The organism is Streptomyces sp. NPDC006872, from assembly GCF_040635845.1.
In the GTDB taxonomy this organism is placed as follows: Bacteria; Actinomycetota; Actinomycetes; order Streptomycetales; family Streptomycetaceae; genus Streptomyces.
On the sequence record NZ_JBEYIL010000005.1, the window covers coordinates 386,524 to 406,586 of the forward strand.

A 20,063-nucleotide genomic window follows, 5' to 3' on the forward strand; every position below is an offset into this window, starting at 1 on the left:
CCCGAGCTACTGGGCGTTCGGTCGAGTCCCGTCCCGCGCCGCTCGAGCCATCTCCTCCAACCGCGCGAGCATCGGCATCGGGTCCACCCCCACCGCCCCCGGCAACACCTCCGCGATCCGCTCGGGCGTCCAGGAGCCCCCCTCCGCATAGACCGCACGGAGTTCCCTGGGCTGCGCCCACACCGCGATCTTCGGTCCGGCGACCGTGTACACCTGCCCGGTGACCCCCGCCTCCCGCGCCCGCTCCGACAGCAGATAGACCACGAACGCGGCCACGTCCTCCGGCTCGCCGATCTCCGCCAACTCCATGGGCACGCCGGCGGACATCCGCGTCCGCGCGACCGGCGCCACCGCGTTGGCGGTGACCCCGTACTTGTGCAGACCGAGCGCCGCGCTCCGCACGAGCGAGATGATCCCGCCCTTCGCCGCGCTGTAGTTGGCCTGGGAGACGGACCCCTGATGGTTGCCGCTGGTGAAGCCGATCAGGGTTCCCGCCCGCTGCTGCCGCATCACCGCGGCGGCGGCCCGGAACACGGTGAACGTGCCCTTCAGATGGGTGGCGACGACCGGGTCCCACTCCTGCTCGGACATGTTGAACAGCATGCGCTCGCGCAGGATCCCGGCCACGCAGACGACCCCGTCGAGCCGTCCGTACGAGGCCAGCGCCACGTCGACGACCCGCTGCCCGCCCGCCATCGTGGAGATGTCGTCGGCGACGGCGACGGCCTCCCCGCCCGCCGCCTCGATCTCCTTGACGACGGTCTCGGCGATCTCGCTGGTGGGCGCGGCCCCGTCCACGCCCACCCCGTAGTCGTTGACGACGACCCGCGCGCCCTCGGCCGCCGCCGCCAGCGCGACCGCCCGGCCGATCCCGCGTCCGGCGCCCGTCACCGCGACGACCCTGCCTGCCAAGAAGTTCCCCACGCCCGGCCCCTTCCCACGGTTTCTGACGGACCGTTAGATTTTATGTCCCGTCAACTGGGCCAGGACAAGCCCCGGGGAGGCACCGGATGTCACTGCCGGCCGAGTTCCACGAGATCGCCAAGCGCGTCAACAACTGGGGGCGGTGGGGGGCCGACGACGAGATCGGCACGCTGAACCTCATCACCGACGACGTCGTCCGGGCGGCGGCGGCCGAGATCCGCACCGGCCGCCGCGTCCCGCTCGCGCTGCCGCTCAGGGAGGACGGCGTGCAGACCGGGATGATCCCGGGGCGGGTCAACCCCCTGCACGCCATGGTGCAGATCAACCAGGAGATCTTCGGCCCGGGGACGGTGGCGTGCAGCGACGACGCCGTGACCATGGGCCTGCAGGCCGGCACCCACTGGGACGCGCTGACCCACGTCTCGCACTCGGGGAAGCTCTACAACGGCCGCCCGGCCGCCACCATCACCCCGCACGGCGGGGCCGAGTTCAGCGGCATCGACAAGGCGCGGCACATCGTCTCGCGCGGGGTGCTCCTGGACGTGGCACGCGCGCGTGGCGTCGATCGACTGGCGGGCGGACACGCCGTCACGCCCGAGGACCTGGAGGCGGCCGAGGAACTGGCCGGCACGCGCGTGCGTGCGGGCGACATCGCGCTCGTGCGGACCGGGCAGGTCCAGGTCTATCTGTCCGGCGACAAGCACGCGTACGGCTATCCGTCGCCCGGGCTGTCGGTCCGGACTCCGGAGTGGTTCCACGCGCGCGATGTGGCGGCGGTCGCCAACGACACCCTCACGTTCGAGATCTTCCCGCCGGAGATCGACGACCTGTGGCTGCCCGTGCATGCGCTCGATCTCGTGGAGATGGGGATGCTGCAGGGCCAGAACTGGAATCTCGAAGAGTTGTCCACAGCCTGTGGACAAGCGGGCCGCTATGCGTTCTGGCTGTCGGCGATGCCCGAGCCGTTCGTCGGCGGGACGGGAACTCCGGTGGCCCCCGTGGCCGTTCTCTGAGCACCGACGACCCACCTCGGCTGGCGGCGCGCGGCTGCCCGCCCCGAGCACGGCACCGCGCACCGCCATCCGACTCCGGCGTACCTGCCCCGTCTCCCCTCGGCCCTGAGGGAACCGACGCCGAATCACGACCCGCACTCGACAAGGGCTCCCGTCACCGAAGCCCTCGCCGTCCCCTCACGGCGAATCGCTGACCACAAGCGTGATCAAACGGACACGTGGCGTCAACACCAGAACGGGGATTTCTTCCTTATGCCCTATTCGTAATGGGCGCGCACGGAAGCACAGCCAGGCGCACCGCCCCCCGATCGGCCGAAACCGACAGCGCTTTCTGCGCCCGTGCCCCGCACCCTGCGAGGCGTTCCGCACCTGTGCGCCGTCAGCCGGTCGGCCCATGAATCCACCGGCCCGCCAGTCCGCCGGCCCAGCAGCCCGCCGGCCCGTGGGCCCGTGGGCCCGTCGGCCCGTCGGCCCGTCGGCCCGTCGGCCTGTCGCCCCGTCAGACGACCTCGTACGCGAGCCCGCCGTAAGCCGGCTCGACGGCCTCCTGCCGCACCGCCGCGCACTCGACCGCGCCTCCCCGATCCGCCTCGACCTCGCTCGGCCTCGCGCAGCGGTCCAGTTCGCACCAGATCCGCTTGCCCGCGCCCTCGACGCTCCAGCCCCAGCGGTCCGCGAGGCCGTCGACGAGGGCCAGCCCGCGGCCGCCCGTCGCCTCGTCGCCGGCGCACCGGGGCACCGGGGCCCGGTCGCTGGTGTCGGCCACCTCCAGGCGGACGACGGACGGCTCGGCCGCCTGGCCCGGCCCCGCCGACCCGCCGGGCAGGGAGAGCCGCAGCACGGCCGGACAGCCGGTGTGCACCACGGCGTTGGTGACCAGTTCGGAGACGAGCAGGATCAATGTCTCGGCGAGCGGCTCCTCGTCCCCTATCCCGGACCCGGCCAGACGTGAACGGGCCCATCTCCGGGCGCGCCCCACCTCAGCAGGGTCGGGCCGGATCTCCAGCTGCACTTGAAGCACCTGCACCGCTCACACCATCCGAACCGGCGGACACATGGCCGTACGCCACGCGAGCCACGCGAGCCGCGTGTGCACCATGACGACGGGGGCCACGATCGTAGCCATTTTCTGCATGGCCAGAACAACAGCCAGAGGCAGGGTGACGGAACGTGAATCCCTTACGAGACAGCTTGATTGACGGACAGTCACCCCAACAAGCGCTTCGGGCATATTCCAGCGCGAAGGATTACCCGTGCGGCATACTGTGCGACGCCCGCCCCGGGGAGTCGAACAGGCGGGGGACAAAAGCCCGTACGCCCTGCGAGCGACGGCGCGCACCGCCGGATCCGGCGCTACCCCAAGGGCACCACCGGCATGGCTCATGCTCGGAACCACTCGCATCTCACAGAAGGTACCGGAGCGACCCGTCGACTCCGGGCCGTGACGGGTCACGCATCGGACACAACCCGATATCGACGCTCCGTGATTCCGGTATGCCACAATCCGCGACATCCGTACGGCCGTCCGCCCGCCACCCCCGGCCGTCACCGCAGGCAGACGCCGCCGACGGCCGCTATCGACCCGCCTCGGACAGCAGATCGTCCGCCAACAGCTCCTCACTCTCCGTAGCAGATCCCGCACGTCGGGTACGCACCCAGGCACGTTTCAGCAGGAGATGGACGTCCGCCTCCCAGGTGAACCCCATGCCGCCGTGTACCTGGAGGCAGTCTCGCGCCCCGCGTACGGCGGCCTCGTCGGCGAGGAGCCGGGCGGCCGCGATGTCGACGGGGTCGGCCGTGACGGCGGCCGCGTAGACCGCCGCGCGGGCCACCTCGACCCGCACCAGCAGCTCCGCGCACAGATGCTTGACCGCCTGGAAGGCCCCGATCGGCTGCCCGAACTGCTCACGCGCCCGGGCGTGTTGCACGGCCAGCTCGCACGCGCGTGTGGCGGTGCCCAACTGCTCGGCCGCGGTGAGGAGGACGACGACGGGGTCCACGGCCGACGCGCCGGGCACCGCGCCCGGCACCCGGTGCAGCGGTGTGAGCGGGTCCACCGAGCGCAGCGGCACGGCCCCCTCGGCGTCCCCGCACACGACGTCCGCCGCCGCCAGCCACTCCACCGGCCCGCCGCCGTGGACGGCCGCGACGACCGTCTCGCCGTCGGCCGCGCCGGGCACGCGTCCCGCCGCGAGGTGGGTGGCGACCAGCGGCCCGGGCAGCAGGGCCCGGCCCGCCTCCTCGAACGCCAACACCGCCTCGGGCAGCCCCAGTCCGACCCCGCCGTCCGCCTCGGGCAGCCGCAGGGCGAAGAAGCCGGCCGCCCCCAGCTCCCGCCACAGCGCGCGGTCCAGCGATCCCGGCCGGTCCACGGCGGCCCGCAGCGCCTCCCGGTCGAAGCGGCGCGCGAGCAGTTGCCGCACCCCGTCCCGCAGTGCCCGTTGATCGTCCGTCAGCTGAAAACGCATGTCGGACCGTTCACCTCCCCTTCGGCAGGCCCAGGATCCGCTCGGCCACGATGTTCCGCTGGATCTGCGAGGTACCGGCGGCGATGGTGTACGACAGCGAGGAGAGCCGGTCGAGGGCCCAGGGGCGGTCGAGGTCGAGCGCCTCGTCGCCCAGGACGTCGGCGGCGGCTTCGTACAGCTCCTGGCGCGCCTGCGAATACCTCAGCTTGAAGACCGAGCCCCCGACGCCCGGCAGGCCGCCGCCTGCCTCGGCCTCGCTCACGTTCCACTGGGTGAGCCGCCAGAGCGCCCGGAACTCGGCGTTGAGCAGGCCCAGCCGCCGCCGTAGGGCCGGATCGTCCCAGCGGCCGTTCCTCCGTGCCTCGTGGGCGAGTTCGCCCAGCACGCGCCGACAGGCGACGACCTCGCCCACGAAGGCGGTGCCGCGTTCGAAGGACAGCGTCACCATCGTCACCCGCCAGCCGTCGTTCTCGTCCCCCACCCGGTTCTCGACCGGCACCCGCACCTCGTCCAGGAACACCTCGGCGAACTCGGCGGACCCGGCGAGGGTGCGCAGCGGCCGAACGGTGACGCCGGGGGCGGCCATGGGCATGGCGAGCCAGGTGATGCCCTTGTGCTTGGGGGCGGCCGGGTCCGTGCGCACCAACAGTTCGCACCAGTCGGCGACTTCCGCGTGCGAGGTCCAGATCTTGGAGCCGCTCACCACGTAGTCGTCGCCGTCGCGCCACGCGCGTGTGCGCAGCGCCGCGAGGTCGGACCCCGCGTCGGGCTCGCTGAAGCCCTGGCACCAGACCTCCTCGCCGCGCAGGACGGGCGGCAGCCAGCGGTCCCGCTGCTCGGCCGTCCCCTCGGCCGCGATCGTCGGCCCCGCGTGGAGCAGCCCGACGAAACCCGCGCCCACATAGGGCGCGCCGGCCTTCTCCGTCTCCTCCAGGAAGATCAGCCGGACGGTCGGGGAGGCGTCCCAGTGGACATGGGCGTACCCGGCGTCGTACAGCGTGCGCTGCCAGCCGAGGTCGTACGCCCTGCGGGCCGGCCAGTCGTCCGGGGACGGCTTCGGCGGCAGGCTCGGCAGGATCTTGCCGAGCCACTCCCGCAGCCGGGCCCGGAACTCCTCTTCCTGCGGGGTGTACGTGAGGTCCATGGGCGGGCCTACTTGTCGAGATCCAGGTCCAGCATGCGGATCGCGTTGCCCCGCATCAGCTTGTAGACCGTCTCGTCGTCGAGTCCCTTCACATGGTCGAGGGCGACCTCCTTGGTGTGCGGGAAGGTCGAGTCGACGTGCGGGTAGTCGGTCTCGAAGGTGGCGTTGTCGCGCCCGACCACGTCCAGGGACGCGACCCCGTGCTTGTCGCGGAAGAAGCAGCAGAACATCTGCCGGTAGTAGTACGTGGACGGCGGCTCGGGGATGAGATCCCGGACGCCGCCCCACGCGCGGTGCTCCTCCCAGACGTCGTCGGCGCGCTCCAGGGCGTACGGGATCCAGCCCATCTGACCCTCGGAGTAGGCGAGTTTCAGGCGCGGGAAGCGCACCAGGACGCCGCTGAACAGGTAGTCCATCATCGAGGCCATGGCGTTGTTGAACGACAGGGACGCCTGGACGGCCGGGGGCGCGTCGGGCGAGGCGGCCGGCATCTGCGACGACGAGCCGATGTGCATGTTGACGACCGTCCCCGTCTCCTCGCACACCGCGAAGAACGGGTCCCAGTAGCCCGAGTGGATCGACGGCAGCCCGAGGTGGCTGGGGATCTCGGAGAAGGTCACCGCGCGCACCCCGCGGGCCGCGTTGCGCCGGATCTCCGCGACCGCCAGGTCGATGTCCCACAGGGGGATCAGGCACAGCGGGATCAGCCGGCCGCCGCTGCCCCCGCACCACTCCTCGACCATCCAGTCGTTGTAGGCGCGCACACAGGCCAGCGCGACCTCCTTGTCGTGCGCCTCGGCGAAGGTCTGCCCGCAGAAGCGGGGGAAGGAGGGGAAGCAGAGGGAGGCCTCGACGTGGTTGAGGTCCATGTCCGCCAGCCGGGCCTTCGGGTCCCAGCAGCCGCGCCGCATCTCCTCGCGGGTGATGCCCTCCAGCGTCATCTCGTCTCGGTCGAAGCCGACGGCGGCGATGTTGCGCTTGTACGGGAACTTCAGGTCCTCGTAGATCCACCAGTCGGTGGGCTGGCCGTCCGGATCCATCGTGATCTGGTACTTCCCGGCGACGTAGGCGAGCTCGCCGATCCCGGCGGTGAGGGGCTGCGGCCCCCGGTCGCGGTATTTGCGCGGCAGCCAGGTCGCGAAGAGGTGCGCGGGTTCGATCACGTGGTCGTCGACGCTGACGATGCGCGGCAGTTCGGTCATGGGGACCCCCACTCATGAATCCTCTGAGATCTGCTGGATGAGATCCGATGAGATCTGATGGACCGTCAGATTCGACGTACAGAGAAGGCTAGTGCGGCACCCCTGGACCAGCAAGGCACCGAGCCCTACGCTCTGCCCACGATCTGACAGACCGTCAGCTACAGGGGGCCGCCGTGACCGACACCGCCCACGAGCTGAGCGCGTCCCGCACGCTCTGGGACCTGCTCGCCCGCCGCGCCGAACTCACCCCCGACCGCCGGGTCCTCCTCCAGGAGGAGCGCGCGCTGACCTTCGGCGAGCTGCGCGAGCGTGCCGAGCGGGTCGCGGCCGGGCTGCACGACATGGGCGTCCGCCCCGGCACGGTCGTCGCCTGGCAGCTGCCGACCCGCCTGGAGACCGCCGTCCTGTCCTTCGCCCTGGCCCGCCTCGGGGCCGTGCAGTCGCCCGTCATCCCCTTCTACCGCGACCGCGAGGTCGGCTTCGCGCTGCGCGAGTCGAAGGCGGAGTTCTTCGCCGTGCCCGGCGTCTGGCGGGGCTTCGACCACACCGAGATGGCCCGGCGGCTCGGCGCGAAGGGCGTCTTCGAGGCCTACGACGACCTGCCCGAGGGCGATCCCGCCGTGCTCCCCGCCCCGCCCGCCGACGGCACGTCGGTCCGCTGGATCTACTGGACCTCCGGCACCACCTCCGACCCCAAGGGCGTGCTGCACACCGACCGCTCGCTGATCGCCGGCGGCTCCTGCCTCGCCCACGCGCTGCGCCTGACGGCGGACGACGTCGGCTCGATGGCGTTCCCGTACGCCCACATCGCCGGCCCCGACTACACCGTCATGCTCCTGCTGTACGGCTTCCCGGCGGTGATGTTCGAGCACTTCGCGCTGCCGGACGCGCTGGAGGGGTACCGACGGCACGGGGTGACGGTGGCGGGCGGCTCGACGGCCTTCTACTCGATGTTCCTCGCCGAGCAGCGCAAACAGCCGCACACGCGCGTGATCCCCACGCTACGGCTGCTCGCGGGCGGCGGAGCGCCCAAGCCGCCCGAGGTGTACCACGCGGTCGTGCGCGAGATGGGCGTGCAGCTGACGCACGGCTACGGGATGACCGAGGTCCCGATGATCACCATGGGGGCGCCGGACGACACCGCGGAGAACCTCGCGACCACGGAGGGGCGGCCGCCGGAGGGCATGGAGATCCGCGTGGTGGAGGGCGAGGTGCGGTTGCGCGGGGAGGCCGTGTGCCGGGGCTATCTGGATCCCGGCCAGAGCGCCGAGGCCTTCGACGCGGACGGGTTCCTGCGCACCGGCGACCTGGGGCACATGACCGACAGCGGGCATCTGGTCCTCACCGGGCGGCTGAAGGACGTCATCATCCGCAAGGGGGAGAACGTGTCCGCCAAGGAGATCGAGGACCTGCTGGCCGCCCACCCGGCCGTCGGCGACGTCGCGGTGATCGGCCTGCCGGACGCGGAGCGCGGCGAACTGGTGTGCGCGGTGGTGGAACGGGTGCCGGGGGCCGGGGAGCCGTTGACCCTGGAGGCGGTCACGGCGTATCTGCGCGCGGGCGGGCTGTCGGTCCACAAGCTGCCGGAGCGGCTCGAGGTGGTGGAGGCCCTTCCGCGCAACGAGACGCTGCGGAAGGTGCTGAAGTACAAGCTGCGCGAGCGCTTCTCGCCGACCGCCGGATAGCGGCTGAGGCTGCGGCTACGGCTACGGCTACTCGGGGACCGTGAAGTAGCGGGCGAAGGCGGGGACGATCTCCGCCTCGCCGACCTTGCCGTCCGCGTCGGCGTCGAGCGCTTCGGCGGCCGTCCGGGCGACCTCCTCGGGCGCTCCGAGGGCCGTGAGCACCCGTACGGTGTCCTCGACCGTGGCCCGGCCGTCGCCGTCGGCGTCGGCGATGTCCAGGGCCGCGTGCAGGAAGGGGCGGGCGATCTCGGCGAACCGCTCCGGGTTGTCCCTCAGGCGCTTGACCGCGCCGTTCACGAACTCATCCCGGGTGATGCGCTGGTCGCCGTCCCGGTCGGCGATGCCGGCCATGCCCTGCCAGAACGCCTCGGCGCCCGCGTAGAGGGCCTGCCCCTTGTCGGAGCGGGCCGTGGTGCCGAACTCGGCGAGCACCGCCTTGGCCGCCGCGCCGAAGTCCTCCCGGTCGATGTAGCCGTTGCCGTCCTGGTCGAAGGTGGCGAACCGCGCGGCGATCCTGCGTCCGTACTCACTGTTGACCATGTCTTCTCGGACCACCTGACGTCGTCGTGTGGGGATGCTTCCGGCAGGGAGCGTACGACGCCGGAGACGTCCGGGCGGCGGGAAAGCGACGCCTGTGCCAAGACCGGGGGAAATTCAGGACAAGGGTGTGGCAGAGCGACCACACCGACCGGGCCGGAAACTACGCCGAGAGCGGTTCCGTCCCGTCGTCCACCGCGGCCGCGAGATCGCCGTAGACGTCGAAGAGCCGGCGCACGCCCAGCGCGCCCAGCACCCGGTTGACGTGGGAGTCCTCGGCCGCGCCCCGCGCGGGGAGGATCAGCCGCAGTCGCCCCCGGCAGGAGCGGATCAGGCGGCGGGCGGCGATGAGGACGCCGACGCCGCTGGAGTCGCAGAAGTACACCTCGGAGAGGTCCAGGACGAGATCGTGGCGGCCCTCGGCCACCTCGTCGTGCACCCGCTGACGCAGCGCCGGCGACGTCACCAGGTCCAGCTCGCCCGACACATGGAGCACGGCCCATCCGCCCTGCTCGCCGACGGTCACTTTGAAGGCCACCACCACGCCTTTCGCTCGCTGTAGCGCGCCGCAGCCCGCCGAAAACGGAAGCTGTCCCTTCGCTTCCTTGCAGCGCGGCTGCCCAGCGGCCGTGCCCCGAAACACCGACGGGAAAACGGATCCATAGAGAATGAGAGAGAAAGAGGCTTGTTCCAGTCAGTTCCAGTCCGATTCGATCCTCGCCAGTCGGGTAGGCGCGACACATACCACCCTCTCGCTGACAAGGGGCGCTCATTGAAACAAAGGGGCGTGCGTTGTCGGACGTGCCGACTACATTCGAGGTGACGGTGGACGCACGCTGGACACGGGCACGGCCCGAGGGACGGGCACGGGTGAGGGGGCCGCATGGCGAAGAGGGACGCACCGCCCCGCTGGGACCGCAAGATGCAGCAGCGACTCGCGCGCGGTGAGGCGGCCGCCCTCGGCGAGCTCTACGACCGGTTCGCTTCGCTTGTGCACGGTCTCGCCCACCGCGTGCTCGCAGACGAACGAGCGGCCGACGGCATCACCCGCGAGGTCTTCGCCCACGTCTGGGAGCACCCCGAGTCCTACGACCCGAAGCAGGGCCCGCTGCGCACCTGGGTCGCCACGCTGACCCACCGCCTCGCCGTGCAGCGACTGCGCGCCACCGAGACCGCCGCCCTGGCCGAGGCCGGCCACGGCTCCGCCGAGGCGACCGAGGAACTGGAACTGCGCGTGCGGCACGCGTCCGTCGCCGCCCGCGCCGACTACATCGTCCAGGCCATGCCCGCCCCGCTGCGGGCCGCCCTGGAACTGGCCTACTTCCAGCGCCGCGACTACCGCCAGACCGCGGTCGACCTCGGCGTCACCGAGGACGAGGCCCGCCGTCGGCTCCGCCTCGGCCTGCAACTCCTCTCCACGGCTCACGACGCCGCGTCACCGGGGGCGCCGCCCGGATACGGAGGTGCGGCGTGAGCGGCACGGACGGGTTCGATCCGCACGACGGCGACGAGGAGGACGAGACCCACGGCCGGCAGGACCCCCTGCCCATCCCCGTCCCCCGCGCCTCCGTCGAGGACGGCGGACTGCCGCTGCCTGCGCCCGCCGAGCCGACCGGCCCGGAGCCGCTCAGCCTCGAACACCCGGTGCTGAAGTCCCTGCTGGGCGCATGGGCGCTGGCGGCCTGCTCCGCGGAGGAGACCGCGGCCGTCGAGGAGCACCTCGGCGACTGCGGAGCCTGCGCCGACGAGGCGCGGCGACTGCGCGAAGCCGTCGGCCTCCTCCAGCGCCCGGAGAGCCTCGACCTCGACCCCGGCCTGCGCACCCGCGTCCTCGACGGCTGCCTGGACCGCCGTCCGCCCCGCATCCCGGTGCCCGCCTGGGCGGCGTCGTACGACGCCGAGACGGCGCGGCTGGACGCGCTGCTCCAGGACTTCGGGGACGCCGAGTGGCACGCGCCCGTGCGGCTGCGCTGGTTCCGCGGCGAGGAGCCGACGAGCCGCCGCACCACCGTCGCCGGGGTCATCGCCCACCTCCTCGCGGTGGACGGCCTGGTCGCCGTGGCCCTGGGCCTGGACGACCCGCTCACCGCGGGCGGCGACCCGGGCCACCCGGGCAAGCCCGACGAACCGGACGCACCGGATGCGCCGGACGCCCCGACGGCCACGCCCTCCCGCCGCACGGAGGCGTTCTGGGCGGGCTCGCACTACCCGCCCACCCGTTCCGTACGCGGCCCCTGGCGGGAACAGACCCACGCCCTCGTGCGCACGGTGTCCTTCACCGGCGGAGGCCCCGGCCGCCTGCCGGTGTCGTACGGCGGCTTCGAGCTGCCCCTGCGGGACGCGATGCTGGACCGGGCCTTCGAGTGCTGGGTGCACGCCGAGGACATCGCGGAAGCGGTCGACTACCCCTACGCGCCGCCCGCCCCGCGCCATCTGCACGGCATGATCGACCTGGCCGCGCGGATGCTGCCGGAGACGCTCGCCGCCCGCCGCCGCGCGGGGCTCGCCTCCCGCTCGCACACCCGCCATCTGGTGACCGCCGGCCGCCCCGGTCGCAGCCTGCGGCTGGAGATCGAGGGCTCGGGCGGCGGCGAGTGGCTGATCCCCCTGGACTCACCGGGCGCGGTGGGCTCCGCCGACCACGAGGTGGCCCACGTCGCCCTGGACGACGTGGAGTTCTGCCGCCTGGCCGCCGGCCATGTGGCCCCCGCGGAAGCGGCGGCGGGCCAGGTCGGCGACCGCGACGCGATCAGGGACGTCCTGTTCGCGGCGGCGGCGTTGAGCCGGATGTAGGGGCGGGCACCCGAGCAGCTGACGCGAGGGTGTCCCACCCAGGGGCGCGGCCCTAGGCGAAGACGACCGTCCGTCGCCCGTTGAGCAGGATCCGCCGCTCCGCATGCCACTTGACGGCCCGCGCCAGCGCCTGGCACTCGACATCGCGCCCGACGGCGACCAGCTGATCCGGCGTGACCCCGTGCCCCACGCGCTCGACCTCCTGCTCGATGATCGGCCCCTCGTCGAGATCCGCGGTCACATAGTGCGCCGTGGCCCCGATCAGCTTCACGCCCCGCTCGTGCGCCTGGTGGTACGGCTTCGCGCCCTTGAAGCTCGGCAGGAAGGAGTGGTGGATGTTGATGATCCGCCCGCTGAGCTGCTTGCACAGGTCGTCGGAGAGAACCTGCATATAACGGGCCAGGACGACCAGCTCGACGTCCTGCTCCCGGACCAGCTCCAGCAGCTGCGCCTCCGCCTGCGCCTTGTTCTCCTTCGTCACCGGGATGTGGTGGAAGGGAACGTGGTACGAGCCCACGAGGTCGGCGAAATCGGTGTGGTTGGACACCACGGCCGCGATCTCCACCGGCAGCGCGCCGATGCTGGCGCGGAACAGCAGGTCGTTCAGGCAGTGCCCGAACTTGCTGACCATGAGGACGATGCGCATCTTCTCGTCGGCCCGGTTGATCTGCCAGTCCATGTGGAAGGAGTCGCCGATCGCCGCGAAGCTGGCGCGCAGCTTGTCCACGGTCACCGGCGGCTCGGCCGAGAAGTGGACGCGCAGGAAGAACAGGCCCGTGTCGTGGTCGCCGAACTGCTGACTGTCCTCGATGTTGCAGCCGGTCATGAAGAGATAGCTCGACACGGCGTGCACGATGCCCTGCTTGTCGGGGCAGGAGAGCGTGAGGACGTACTGGTCGGCGGGGGTCGCCGCGGCTCGGGCAGACTGCGCGTTCATGCCCGACAGGGTCGCATACCGCCCACGGCCGTGGACAACCGTCCCGCAGGCCGGAACACGCCTCCCGTACCCGCTTCCCGGAACCCCGGTACCGGCCTCCCCGGTGCCCGCGCCTACGCCGTCCGCGTCATGATCCGCAGCACCTCTAGGGTCCGGGGCGGTGCGTCGGGGTCGTCGCCGTCGCTCGCCGCCATGCGCACATGCGCGTCCCGCGCCGCCCGCACCGCCTCCGGCCACGCCTCGTGGTCGACGTACGCGGAGACCGGGGCGTCCGGCCCGACCTGGTGCATGATGCGCAGGACGCGGAGCACGGCGGTGTCGACGAGGGCCGCCTCCTGCGAGTCACGGAAGATCGTGCCCACGTACTTCTCGGCGGACCAGTTGTCGAGCCAGGTGTCCTCGACGAGGCGGTACACGGCGTCGGTGACGTCCCCGTACCCCTCGACGCCGGCCAGCCAGACGTTCTGCTGGAACGCCGGATCGGAGAGCATGTGCAGCGCGGAGCGCACATTGCTGCGCCAGCGCCACCACGGCATGTCGTTGAGTGGCATGCCGCCCATGGTGGAGGAGCGACGGCCGCGACGGGAAGAGTTCTCCGAACCTTGCACGGTCATCGATCGTACGTTTCCCCGTCCCAGGAGCCTCACGGGCCCCTGCAATTCACCTGCCCGTCACCCCTCATTGACCGAGGGTCACTCCCAGGTTAGCGATGTGACGGAATCGTGCGTGCACATGACCGGCAAGCGACGCACCTCCACGCGAAGCACCTTCCTCCCCAGGTCCTTCCGCTTCACCAGGTCCGGCAGAGCAACCGCCCTCGCGGCGGGTGCGCTGACCGCCTGCGCGTCGCTCGCCGTCGGATGCGGCGTCGTCCCCGGTACCACGGGGGGTTCCGGGGACGACCCGATCGTCGTGATGACCTGGGCGCCCGAGGGCACGTCCGCGACCAACAAGCCCGGCATGCCCGCCTTCGCCCTCGCCTACGCCCGCTGGATCAACGCCGAGGGCGGTCTGGGCGGCCGCAAGCTCAAGGTCCTGACCTGCAACGACCACAACGACACCGTATCCGCCGCCAAGTGCGCACGGCGGGCCGTCAGGGAGGGCGCGGTCGCCGTCGTCGGCTCCTACAGCCAGCACTCCGACGCCTTCTTCCCGCACCTGGAAGGCGCCGGCATCCCCTACATAGGCGGCTACGGCGTCACGAACGCCGAGTTCACCAGCCCGCTGTCCTACCCGGTCAACGGCGGCCAGCCCTCGCTCCTGGCCGGCCTCGGCAAGGAGCTGGCCGCGACCTGCGGCCGCGTCTCCCTCGTCCGCCCCGACACGATCGCGGGCGACGCGCTGCCCCCGATGCTCGACGCCGGGCTCACCGCGGGCGGACACGCCGTGTCCAAGGACCTGCGGGCCCCGGAGGACGCGACCGAGTACTCGGCACAGGCCAAGTCCGCGCTGCAGGCGGCGACCGCGGGCCGCTCGAAGGACGAGGACGCGAACACCGACGCGGGCTCGGACGCGGACGCGGACTCCGACGGCAAGAAGGGATGCGTGGTGACCGCCCTCGGCGACCGCACCAGCACCTTCATGGACTCCTTCCGCCGCACCCGCGCGGACTACCCCGACGTGCGCACCGCCACCGTCCTCGGCAGCGTCGACCAGACGGTGATCAACGCCTCCGGCGCCGCCTCCGGGCCGTTCGAGGGGGCGTACGTCACCGGCTGGTATCCGGTGTCGAGCGACGCCGCCTGGGCGCCGATGAAGAAGGTGATCAGCGAAGAGGCGTTCTCCGACACCCGGATCGACCCCACCGACACCGGCGTGCAGACCACCTGGATCGCCTACACCGTGTTCCGGCAGGTCGTGGAGTCGCTGGACGGCGACGAGGTGACCTCCGCCGCCGTGCGGGGCGCCCTGGACGACGGCCTGAAGGTCACCACGGGCGGGCTCACGCCGACGCTCCGCTGGCAGTTCACCGACCGCCTCGCCTCCATCGGCTTCCCGCGCCTGGTCAACGCCGACGTCACGCTCCAGAGCGTGCAGAACGGCGTGCTCGCCCCCGCCAAGAAGGGCTTCGCCGACATGACGCAGACCCTGGAGAAGGCGGACGTCGACTGACGCCCGGCCGGCTACAGCTGCACAGGCTGCCGCTCGGTCAGGCCGTACGTCTTCGCGATCGCGTTCCACAACTTCGCGGCCTGTGACTTCTGGGTGCTCGCGGTGCCGCTGTCCCGGTTGCCGGCCTGCGTCTCGGCGGTCGAGCGGGCCGTGCCCTTCTTGCAGCTCTTCTTCTTGGTGGCGGCGACCTGGTCGGCCCAGGCCGCGTAGTGGTTGTCCGCGGACGCCGACGCCTGCCACGCCTTGGTGAGCGCGGTGGTCAGCGCCGCGTGGTCCGGGAGCTCGTCGACCTTCAGCGCGGCCAGACTGGTGACCAGACCGGTGCGCTGCTTCGCCGCGTCCCGCAGGTCCGTGGCGGCCTGGGCGAGATTGCCGCACGCCTTCACATCGGCCACCGCGCTGATCACACTGGCCCGGCTGTTGCCGCTGTCGGCCAGCAGCTTGTCCAGTGCGACGGCCTGCTGCTCGGCCGCCCCGGAGGACGCCGACCCCGACCCCTCCGACGCGGGCGCCGAGGCGGCGACGGTCTTGTTGTCGTCCTCGCCCTGATCGCCGCCCCCGCCCGCGAGCATCGCGCCCGCGCCGACGCCGACGACCGCGAGGGCCACCCCGACCGCCGCGAACAACGGCACCCGTGAGCCGGTACGGCCCCCTCGGCCGCCTCCCTCGTCGTCGCGCGCCCCGCGCCGCCCGCCCGCCGCAGGACCGCCGGGCGGGGCGTAGGGCGGGGTGTAGGCGGCCTGCGGGGAACGCGCGGCGGATCCGGCGCCGTAGCCCGGCCGACCGTCCGGCTCGGAGAAGCGCGGGAGCTGCTGGGTGGATCCGGCGGGGCTCTCGCTGCCCGGCCCGCTGCGGAACAGGTTCTCGAACTCGGCGGGCGGCTGCCGGTCCCCACCGTCCTGGGCGGGGACGGGCGGGATGTACTGCGTGGCCTCGGCGTCGGGGTGCCCGCCGACCGGCTGCGCGCCGGGAGCGGGCATCGGGCCCGGGGCGTGCTGCGGCGTGCGGCCCAGGAAGTGGGTGGACTCGGCCGGCGCCTCGGGCGGCAGAGCGCCCGGCACGACCGGCGGGAGGAACTGCGTCGCCCCCTCGTCGACAGGCGCGGCGGCGGGGACGGGCGGCAGGTACTGGGTGGCGCCCTCGTCGGCCGGGGACGCCGGAGCTGCCGGGACCGGCGGTATGTACTGCGTCGCGCCCTCGTCGACCGGCGGCAGGGGGACGCCCGGCGTGCCCTGGCCGTACGTCGGATTCGCCGGGGCGGGTGCGCCCTCCGGCGGCAGCGGACCGGCACCGACCTGGGCGCCGCCGTTCCACTGCTGCTGGGGCTGCTGCCGGTGCTCTTGGTGCTGCGCGTGCTGCTGGGACTGCGTGTGCTGCTGGTGCGCCTGGCCCGTCTGGTCCGCCGGGAGCGGCCAGCCCTGGGCCGGCTGCTGCGGGGCGGGGGCCTGCTGGTCGGGACCCCAGGGCTGCCCCCAGGTCTGTCCCGCGGCCGGGGCCTGCTGCCCGTAGTCCGGCTGTCTGTAGTCCGGTTGCCCGTAGTCCTGCTGCCCGTACTCCGGTTGCCCGTACGGCTGCCGGCCGGGCGGCTGCTGCTGCTGCCCATACGCCGACTGCTCGTACTGCTGCGGCTCGTACTCCTGCTGCTCATGCTCCGACTGCCCGTACTCCGGCCTACTGGGCTGCTGAGCGCCGTACTGGCCGGAATAGTGTCCCGGCAGCAGGGGCTCCCCACCGTCGGAGGGCAGCACGATGCCTTCGCGCGCGGGCTGCGCCGAGGGCTCCTCGCCCTGTCCACTCTGCGTCACCGGGACTCCTACGAATGGGGGACTTTCGGAATCGTCGGCTCACGCTACCGGGTCCCCGGAACCCCGTGTCACGCAGCTCAGAACGTGATCTGCCTCCCAGTGAGTCCGGCAGTGACGTCGGTAACAGATCCGGAGCGCCGTGCGCTGTATCCGCCGCAGCGGCGCCCCGTCCGTTCACGCCGCGGTCTGCAACTCCAGCCGCGCCCCGAACTCCCGTACCACCGACTCGTCCCGGAACGGTTCGAGCCGCTGTTGAAGATCCTCGAGATACTCGGCCCCCCGGTTGGAACGGAGCGTCTCCAGGAGCTCGACCGCCCGCAGACCGGTGTTGCAGGCCTGCTCGATCTCGCGCTGCTGCACCTGCGCGGTGGCCAGCAGGACGTAGCCGATCGCGCGTCGGCGCGCACGGCTCTCCGGGTGCCCGGCGAGGGACTGCTCGGCGCAGCGCGCCGCCGCCTCCGCCTGGCCCAGGTCGCGGTGGCAGTGCGCCAACTCGTCGGCGAGATAGGCCTCGTCGAAGTGCGCGATCCACGCGGGGTCGTCCCCCGAGGACGGATCGGCCGCCTCCAGCGCCGACACCGCACGGCCCGACGCCGCCTGCGCCCCGCGTGCGTCGCCCATCAGCGCGTGCCCCCGGGCCTCCGCCGCGAGGAACATCGCCTCCGCGCGCGGGGTCACCCGGCCACGCGCCCCCTCCTGCGCCGCCCGCGCCAACTGGGCGATCTCGCGCGGGTTTCCGAGCTGCGCGGCAAGGTGGCTCATGGAGGCGGCGAGGACGTACCCGCCGTACCCACGGTCGCCGGCCGCCTGGGCGAGCCGCAGGGCCTGGATGTAGTAGCGCTGGGCCAGGCCCGGTTGGCCGGTGTCGACGGCCATGTAGCCGGCGAGTTCCGTCAACCGGGCGACGGAGGCGAAGAGTTCACGGCCCACCGCCTCCCGGTAGGAGCCGGCCAGCAGGCCGGAGACGACGCTGTTGAGGTAGTGCACGACGACCGGACGCACATGCCCGCTGCCGTACTGGTGGTCCAGGTCCACCAGCGCCTGTGTCATCGCCTTGACGGCCGCCACGTCGGACAGCCCGACCCGGGGTCCCGCCGAGCGCGCCACCTGCGCGTCGGGTGAGGAGATCAGCCAGTCGCGGCTCGGTTCGACCAGCGCCGAGGCGGCCACGGACGAACCGGAGAGGAAGTCCCGCCGGCCCACGTCGCTGCGCCACAGCTCGCAGACCTGCTCGATGGCCCCCAGTACCGTCGGCGAGAACTGGAGACCCACGCCCGAGGCGAGGTTCTTGCCGTTGGCCATGCCGATCTCGTCGATCGTGACCGTACGGCCGAGCTTGCGGCCCAGGGCCTCCGCGATGATCGCCGGAGCGCGCCCGCGCGGCTGCTGTCCACGCAGCCAACGCGCCACGGACGTCTTGTCGTAGCGCAGGTCGAGGCCGTGCTCGGCGCCGCACATGTTGACCCGGCGGGCGAGCCCGGCGTTCGAGCACCCCGCCTCCTGGATGAGCGCCTGCAGCCGTTCGTTCGGCTGCCGCGCGACTAGCGGCCTTGCGGCCATGGGCACTACCCCCTGTGGCTGCGGTGACCGGGGCGGCGGGTGCCTGCCCACACACCGAGTTGACGTGTCTTCCACCGTGTCTTCCACCGAAAAGTTCCGGCCGAGAAGATCAATGCCCCACGGACATACCGAAAATGCGAGACATGAGAGGATTACTGATGATTGCTGCTCATTGCCGGTGATTGCTGTGATTGCCGAGCAATACGGAGAATTGCCGGGTTACCGGCGGAAGCCGCCCCTCTACCTGGTTACCCGCTCCCGCGCCCGTTCCTCCCGCGCGCCCCCGCACGTGCACCCATGCGCCCCGGACGCGGAATCGATGCTCCTCCCCCGCGCAAAGTGGCGGGCGTAACCCCTGGTGACGGCTAGAGTTGTGTTCATCGTGGAAGAGACCATCGCGGGCGCCGACGCCACTCAAATCCCGAAGCAGCGCGGGGAATCGCTGCTCGAGACCGCTGTTCGCTACGCCGAGGAACGTCATTGGGACGTCTTCCCCGGCACCTGGCTGGAAGCCGTCGAAGGAGTGCAGCGCTGCTCCTGTGACGACGCCGCGTGCACCGCGCCGGGCGCGCACCCTGCACGCCCCGACTGGGCGACGCAGGCCACCGGCAGCGCGACGGTGGCGCGCCGGATGTGGCAGAAGCAGCCGACCGCCTCGATCCTGCTGCCGACCGGACGTACGTTCGACGCGATCTCCGTGCCGGAGACGGCCGGGTTCCTCGCGCTGGCGCGGATGGAGCGGATGGAGTTGACGCTCGGTCCTGTCACCTTGACGCCGGACCGCCGGATGCAGTTCTTCGTGCTGCCGGGGGCGTCGGCGAAGGTGCCGGACCTGGTGCGCAAGCTGGGCTGGTCGCTGGGGGCGCTGGATCTGGTGACGCTCGGCGAGGGGATGTACGTCGCCGCGCCGCCCACTCGGTTCGGGTCCCGGGGCGCCGTGCAGTGGGCCTGCCGGCCTACCGCGGCCAACCGTTGGCTGCCGGATGCGGAGGAGTTGATCTCACCGCTCGCCTATGCGTGTGGGCGGGACCGGTAGTTTCGCGCGCCCCTTCAGGGTGGGTCACCTGACCGTAGGGTGCAGACATGACGTCTGCCGCCGTACGTGTGCACGGGCTCTGGAAGCGATTCGGGCAGCAAGTCGCTGTCGCCGGGATCGATCTGGAGTTGCCCGCGGGGAAATTCATCGGGCTCGTCGGGCCGAACGGGGCGGGGAAGACCACGACCCTGTCGATGGTGACCGGGCTGCTGCGGCCCGATTCCGGGACCGTCGAGGTCGTCGGGCACGACGTGTGGCGGGACCCCGTCGAGGTGAAGGCCCGGATCGGGGTGCTGCCGGAGGGACTACGGCTGTTCGAGCGGCTGTCGGGGCGTGAACTGCTCGGCTACAGCGGGCGGTTGCGGGGGCTGCCCGGTGCCGAGGTCGACAAGCGGGCCACGCAGTTGCTCGACGTCCTCGACCTGGCCGGCGCCCAGCACAAGCTCGTCGTCGACTACTCGACCGGTATGCGCAAGAAGATCGGGCTCGCGACCGCGCTGCTGCACAATCCCGAAGTCCTCTTCCTCGACGAGCCGTTCGAGGGCGTCGACCCCGTCTCCGCGCAGATCATCCGGGGCGTGCTGGAGCGGTACACGGCGTCCGGGGCGACGGTCGTCTTCTCCTCCCATGTGATGGAGCTCGTCGAGTCGCTGTGCGACTGGGTGGCGGTGATGGCGGCGGGGCGGATCCGGGCGCACGGGACGCTGGCGGAGGTGCGGGGGTCGGCTCCCTCGCTGCAGCAGTCGTTTCTCGAACTCGTCGGGGCACAGGGCCGGAACACCGGCTCCGACCTCGACTGGCTGGGCGGCGGGGCGAGCCGGTGAGCGGGCCGACCTCCCCGCCGGGC

Annotated in this window: 18 protein-coding genes; 7 read left to right on the forward strand and 11 right to left on the reverse strand. The window is 72.0% G+C overall.

The window, feature by feature from the left end; translation table 11 throughout:
* Positions 1-6 precede the first annotated feature (6 nt).
* On the reverse strand, positions 7-924 hold the full coding sequence (locus ABZ725_RS17580) for an SDR family NAD(P)-dependent oxidoreductase (protein WP_358803534.1): 918 nt from the start codon (positions 922-924) through the stop codon (positions 7-9).
* Positions 925-1,010: 86 nt separating this feature from the next.
* Between ABZ725_RS17580 and ABZ725_RS17585 the strand changes: the two genes are divergently transcribed.
* A complete protein-coding gene (locus tag ABZ725_RS17585; protein ID WP_358803535.1) occupies positions 1,011-1,937 on the forward strand; it encodes a cyclase family protein in 927 nt (308 codons plus the stop codon).
* A 499-nt stretch (positions 1,938-2,436) separates the two neighbouring features.
* Here ABZ725_RS17585 and ABZ725_RS17590 read toward each other — a convergent pair whose 3' ends face one another.
* The 4 genes from ABZ725_RS17590 to ABZ725_RS17605 form a co-directional block, all read right to left on the reverse strand.
* A complete protein-coding gene (locus ABZ725_RS17590; protein ID WP_358803757.1) occupies positions 2,437-2,949 on the reverse strand; it encodes an ATP-binding protein in 513 nt (170 codons plus the stop codon).
* Between the two features lie 562 nt (positions 2,950-3,511).
* A complete protein-coding gene (locus ABZ725_RS17595) occupies positions 3,512-4,405 on the reverse strand; it encodes an acyl-CoA dehydrogenase family protein (protein WP_358803536.1) in 894 nt (297 codons plus the stop codon).
* A gap of 10 nt (positions 4,406-4,415) precedes the next feature.
* On the reverse strand, positions 4,416-5,549 hold the full coding sequence (locus ABZ725_RS17600; protein ID WP_358803537.1) for an acyl-CoA dehydrogenase family protein: 1,134 nt from the start codon (positions 5,547-5,549) through the stop codon (positions 4,416-4,418).
* 8 nt (positions 5,550-5,557) lie between these two features.
* Positions 5,558-6,751 (reverse strand): amidohydrolase family protein, encoded by a 1,194-nt coding sequence (locus tag ABZ725_RS17605; protein ID WP_358803538.1) that lies wholly within the window; start codon positions 6,749-6,751, stop codon positions 5,558-5,560.
* A 173-nt stretch (positions 6,752-6,924) separates the two neighbouring features.
* Between ABZ725_RS17605 and ABZ725_RS17610 the strand changes: the two genes are divergently transcribed.
* Positions 6,925-8,436 carry an AMP-binding protein gene (locus ABZ725_RS17610; RefSeq protein WP_358803539.1) on the forward strand — a complete coding sequence of 504 codons (1,512 nt, stop codon included), beginning with the start codon at positions 6,925-6,927 and terminating at the stop codon, positions 8,434-8,436.
* A 27-nt stretch (positions 8,437-8,463) separates the two neighbouring features.
* On the opposite strand, the gene ABZ725_RS17615 is transcribed toward ABZ725_RS17610, so the two are convergent.
* On the reverse strand, positions 8,464-8,976 hold the full coding sequence (locus ABZ725_RS17615; protein ID WP_358803540.1) for an EF-hand domain-containing protein: 513 nt from the start codon (positions 8,974-8,976) through the stop codon (positions 8,464-8,466).
* A gap of 160 nt (positions 8,977-9,136) precedes the next feature.
* A complete protein-coding gene (locus ABZ725_RS17620) occupies positions 9,137-9,517 on the reverse strand; it encodes an STAS domain-containing protein (RefSeq protein ID WP_358803541.1) in 381 nt (126 codons plus the stop codon).
* 339 nt (positions 9,518-9,856) lie between these two features.
* Here ABZ725_RS17620 and ABZ725_RS17625 point away from each other — a divergent pair, with 339 nt between their 5' ends.
* Together ABZ725_RS17625 and ABZ725_RS17630 are read left to right on the forward strand one after the other, a co-directional pair.
* Entirely contained in the window at positions 9,857-10,447 is a 591-nt protein-coding gene (locus ABZ725_RS17625; RefSeq protein ID WP_358803542.1) for a sigma-70 family RNA polymerase sigma factor, read from the forward strand.
* A complete protein-coding gene (locus ABZ725_RS17630) occupies positions 10,444-11,766 on the forward strand; it encodes a maleylpyruvate isomerase N-terminal domain-containing protein (protein WP_358803543.1) in 1,323 nt (440 codons plus the stop codon). Before ABZ725_RS17625 ends, ABZ725_RS17630 begins: the two co-directional genes overlap by 4 nt.
* Positions 11,767-11,818: 52 nt before the next feature.
* Here ABZ725_RS17630 and purU read toward each other — a convergent pair whose 3' ends face one another.
* Positions 11,819-12,703, reverse strand: a complete 885-nt coding sequence (purU, locus tag ABZ725_RS17635) for a formyltetrahydrofolate deformylase (RefSeq protein WP_358803544.1) — start codon at positions 12,701-12,703, stop codon at positions 11,819-11,821.
* Between the two features lie 113 nt (positions 12,704-12,816).
* Positions 12,817-13,317 carry a hypothetical protein gene (locus tag ABZ725_RS17640; protein ID WP_351904674.1) on the reverse strand — a complete coding sequence of 167 codons (501 nt, stop codon included), beginning with the start codon at positions 13,315-13,317 and terminating at the stop codon, positions 12,817-12,819.
* Positions 13,318-13,435: 118 nt separating this feature from the next.
* Here ABZ725_RS17640 and ABZ725_RS17645 point away from each other — a divergent pair, with 118 nt between their 5' ends.
* Complete coding sequence (locus tag ABZ725_RS17645) at positions 13,436-14,815, forward strand: ABC transporter substrate-binding protein (protein WP_358803545.1); 1,380 nt, start codon at positions 13,436-13,438, stop codon at positions 14,813-14,815.
* 11 nt (positions 14,816-14,826) lie between these two features.
* Here the strand turns inward: ABZ725_RS17645 and ABZ725_RS17650 are convergent, their stop codons facing one another.
* Together ABZ725_RS17650 and ABZ725_RS17655 are read right to left on the reverse strand one after the other, a co-directional pair.
* A complete protein-coding gene (locus ABZ725_RS17650) occupies positions 14,827-16,620 on the reverse strand; it encodes a hypothetical protein (RefSeq protein WP_358803546.1) in 1,794 nt (597 codons plus the stop codon).
* A 174-nt stretch (positions 16,621-16,794) separates the two neighbouring features.
* Positions 16,795-18,180 (reverse strand): transcriptional regulator, encoded by a 1,386-nt coding sequence (locus ABZ725_RS17655; protein ID WP_351904665.1) that lies wholly within the window; start codon positions 18,178-18,180, stop codon positions 16,795-16,797.
* 373 nt (positions 18,181-18,553) lie between these two features.
* On the opposite strand from ABZ725_RS17655, the gene ABZ725_RS17660 reads away from it, so the two are divergent.
* Positions 18,554-19,216, forward strand: a complete 663-nt coding sequence (locus ABZ725_RS17660) for a bifunctional DNA primase/polymerase (protein ID WP_358803547.1) — start codon at positions 18,554-18,556, stop codon at positions 19,214-19,216.
* A gap of 47 nt (positions 19,217-19,263) precedes the next feature.
* Positions 19,264-20,040: an ABC transporter ATP-binding protein gene (locus ABZ725_RS17665; RefSeq protein ID WP_358803548.1), complete on the forward strand. Its 777-nt coding sequence runs from the start codon at positions 19,264-19,266 to the stop codon at positions 20,038-20,040.
* The last annotated feature ends 23 nt before the right edge of the window (positions 20,041-20,063 follow it).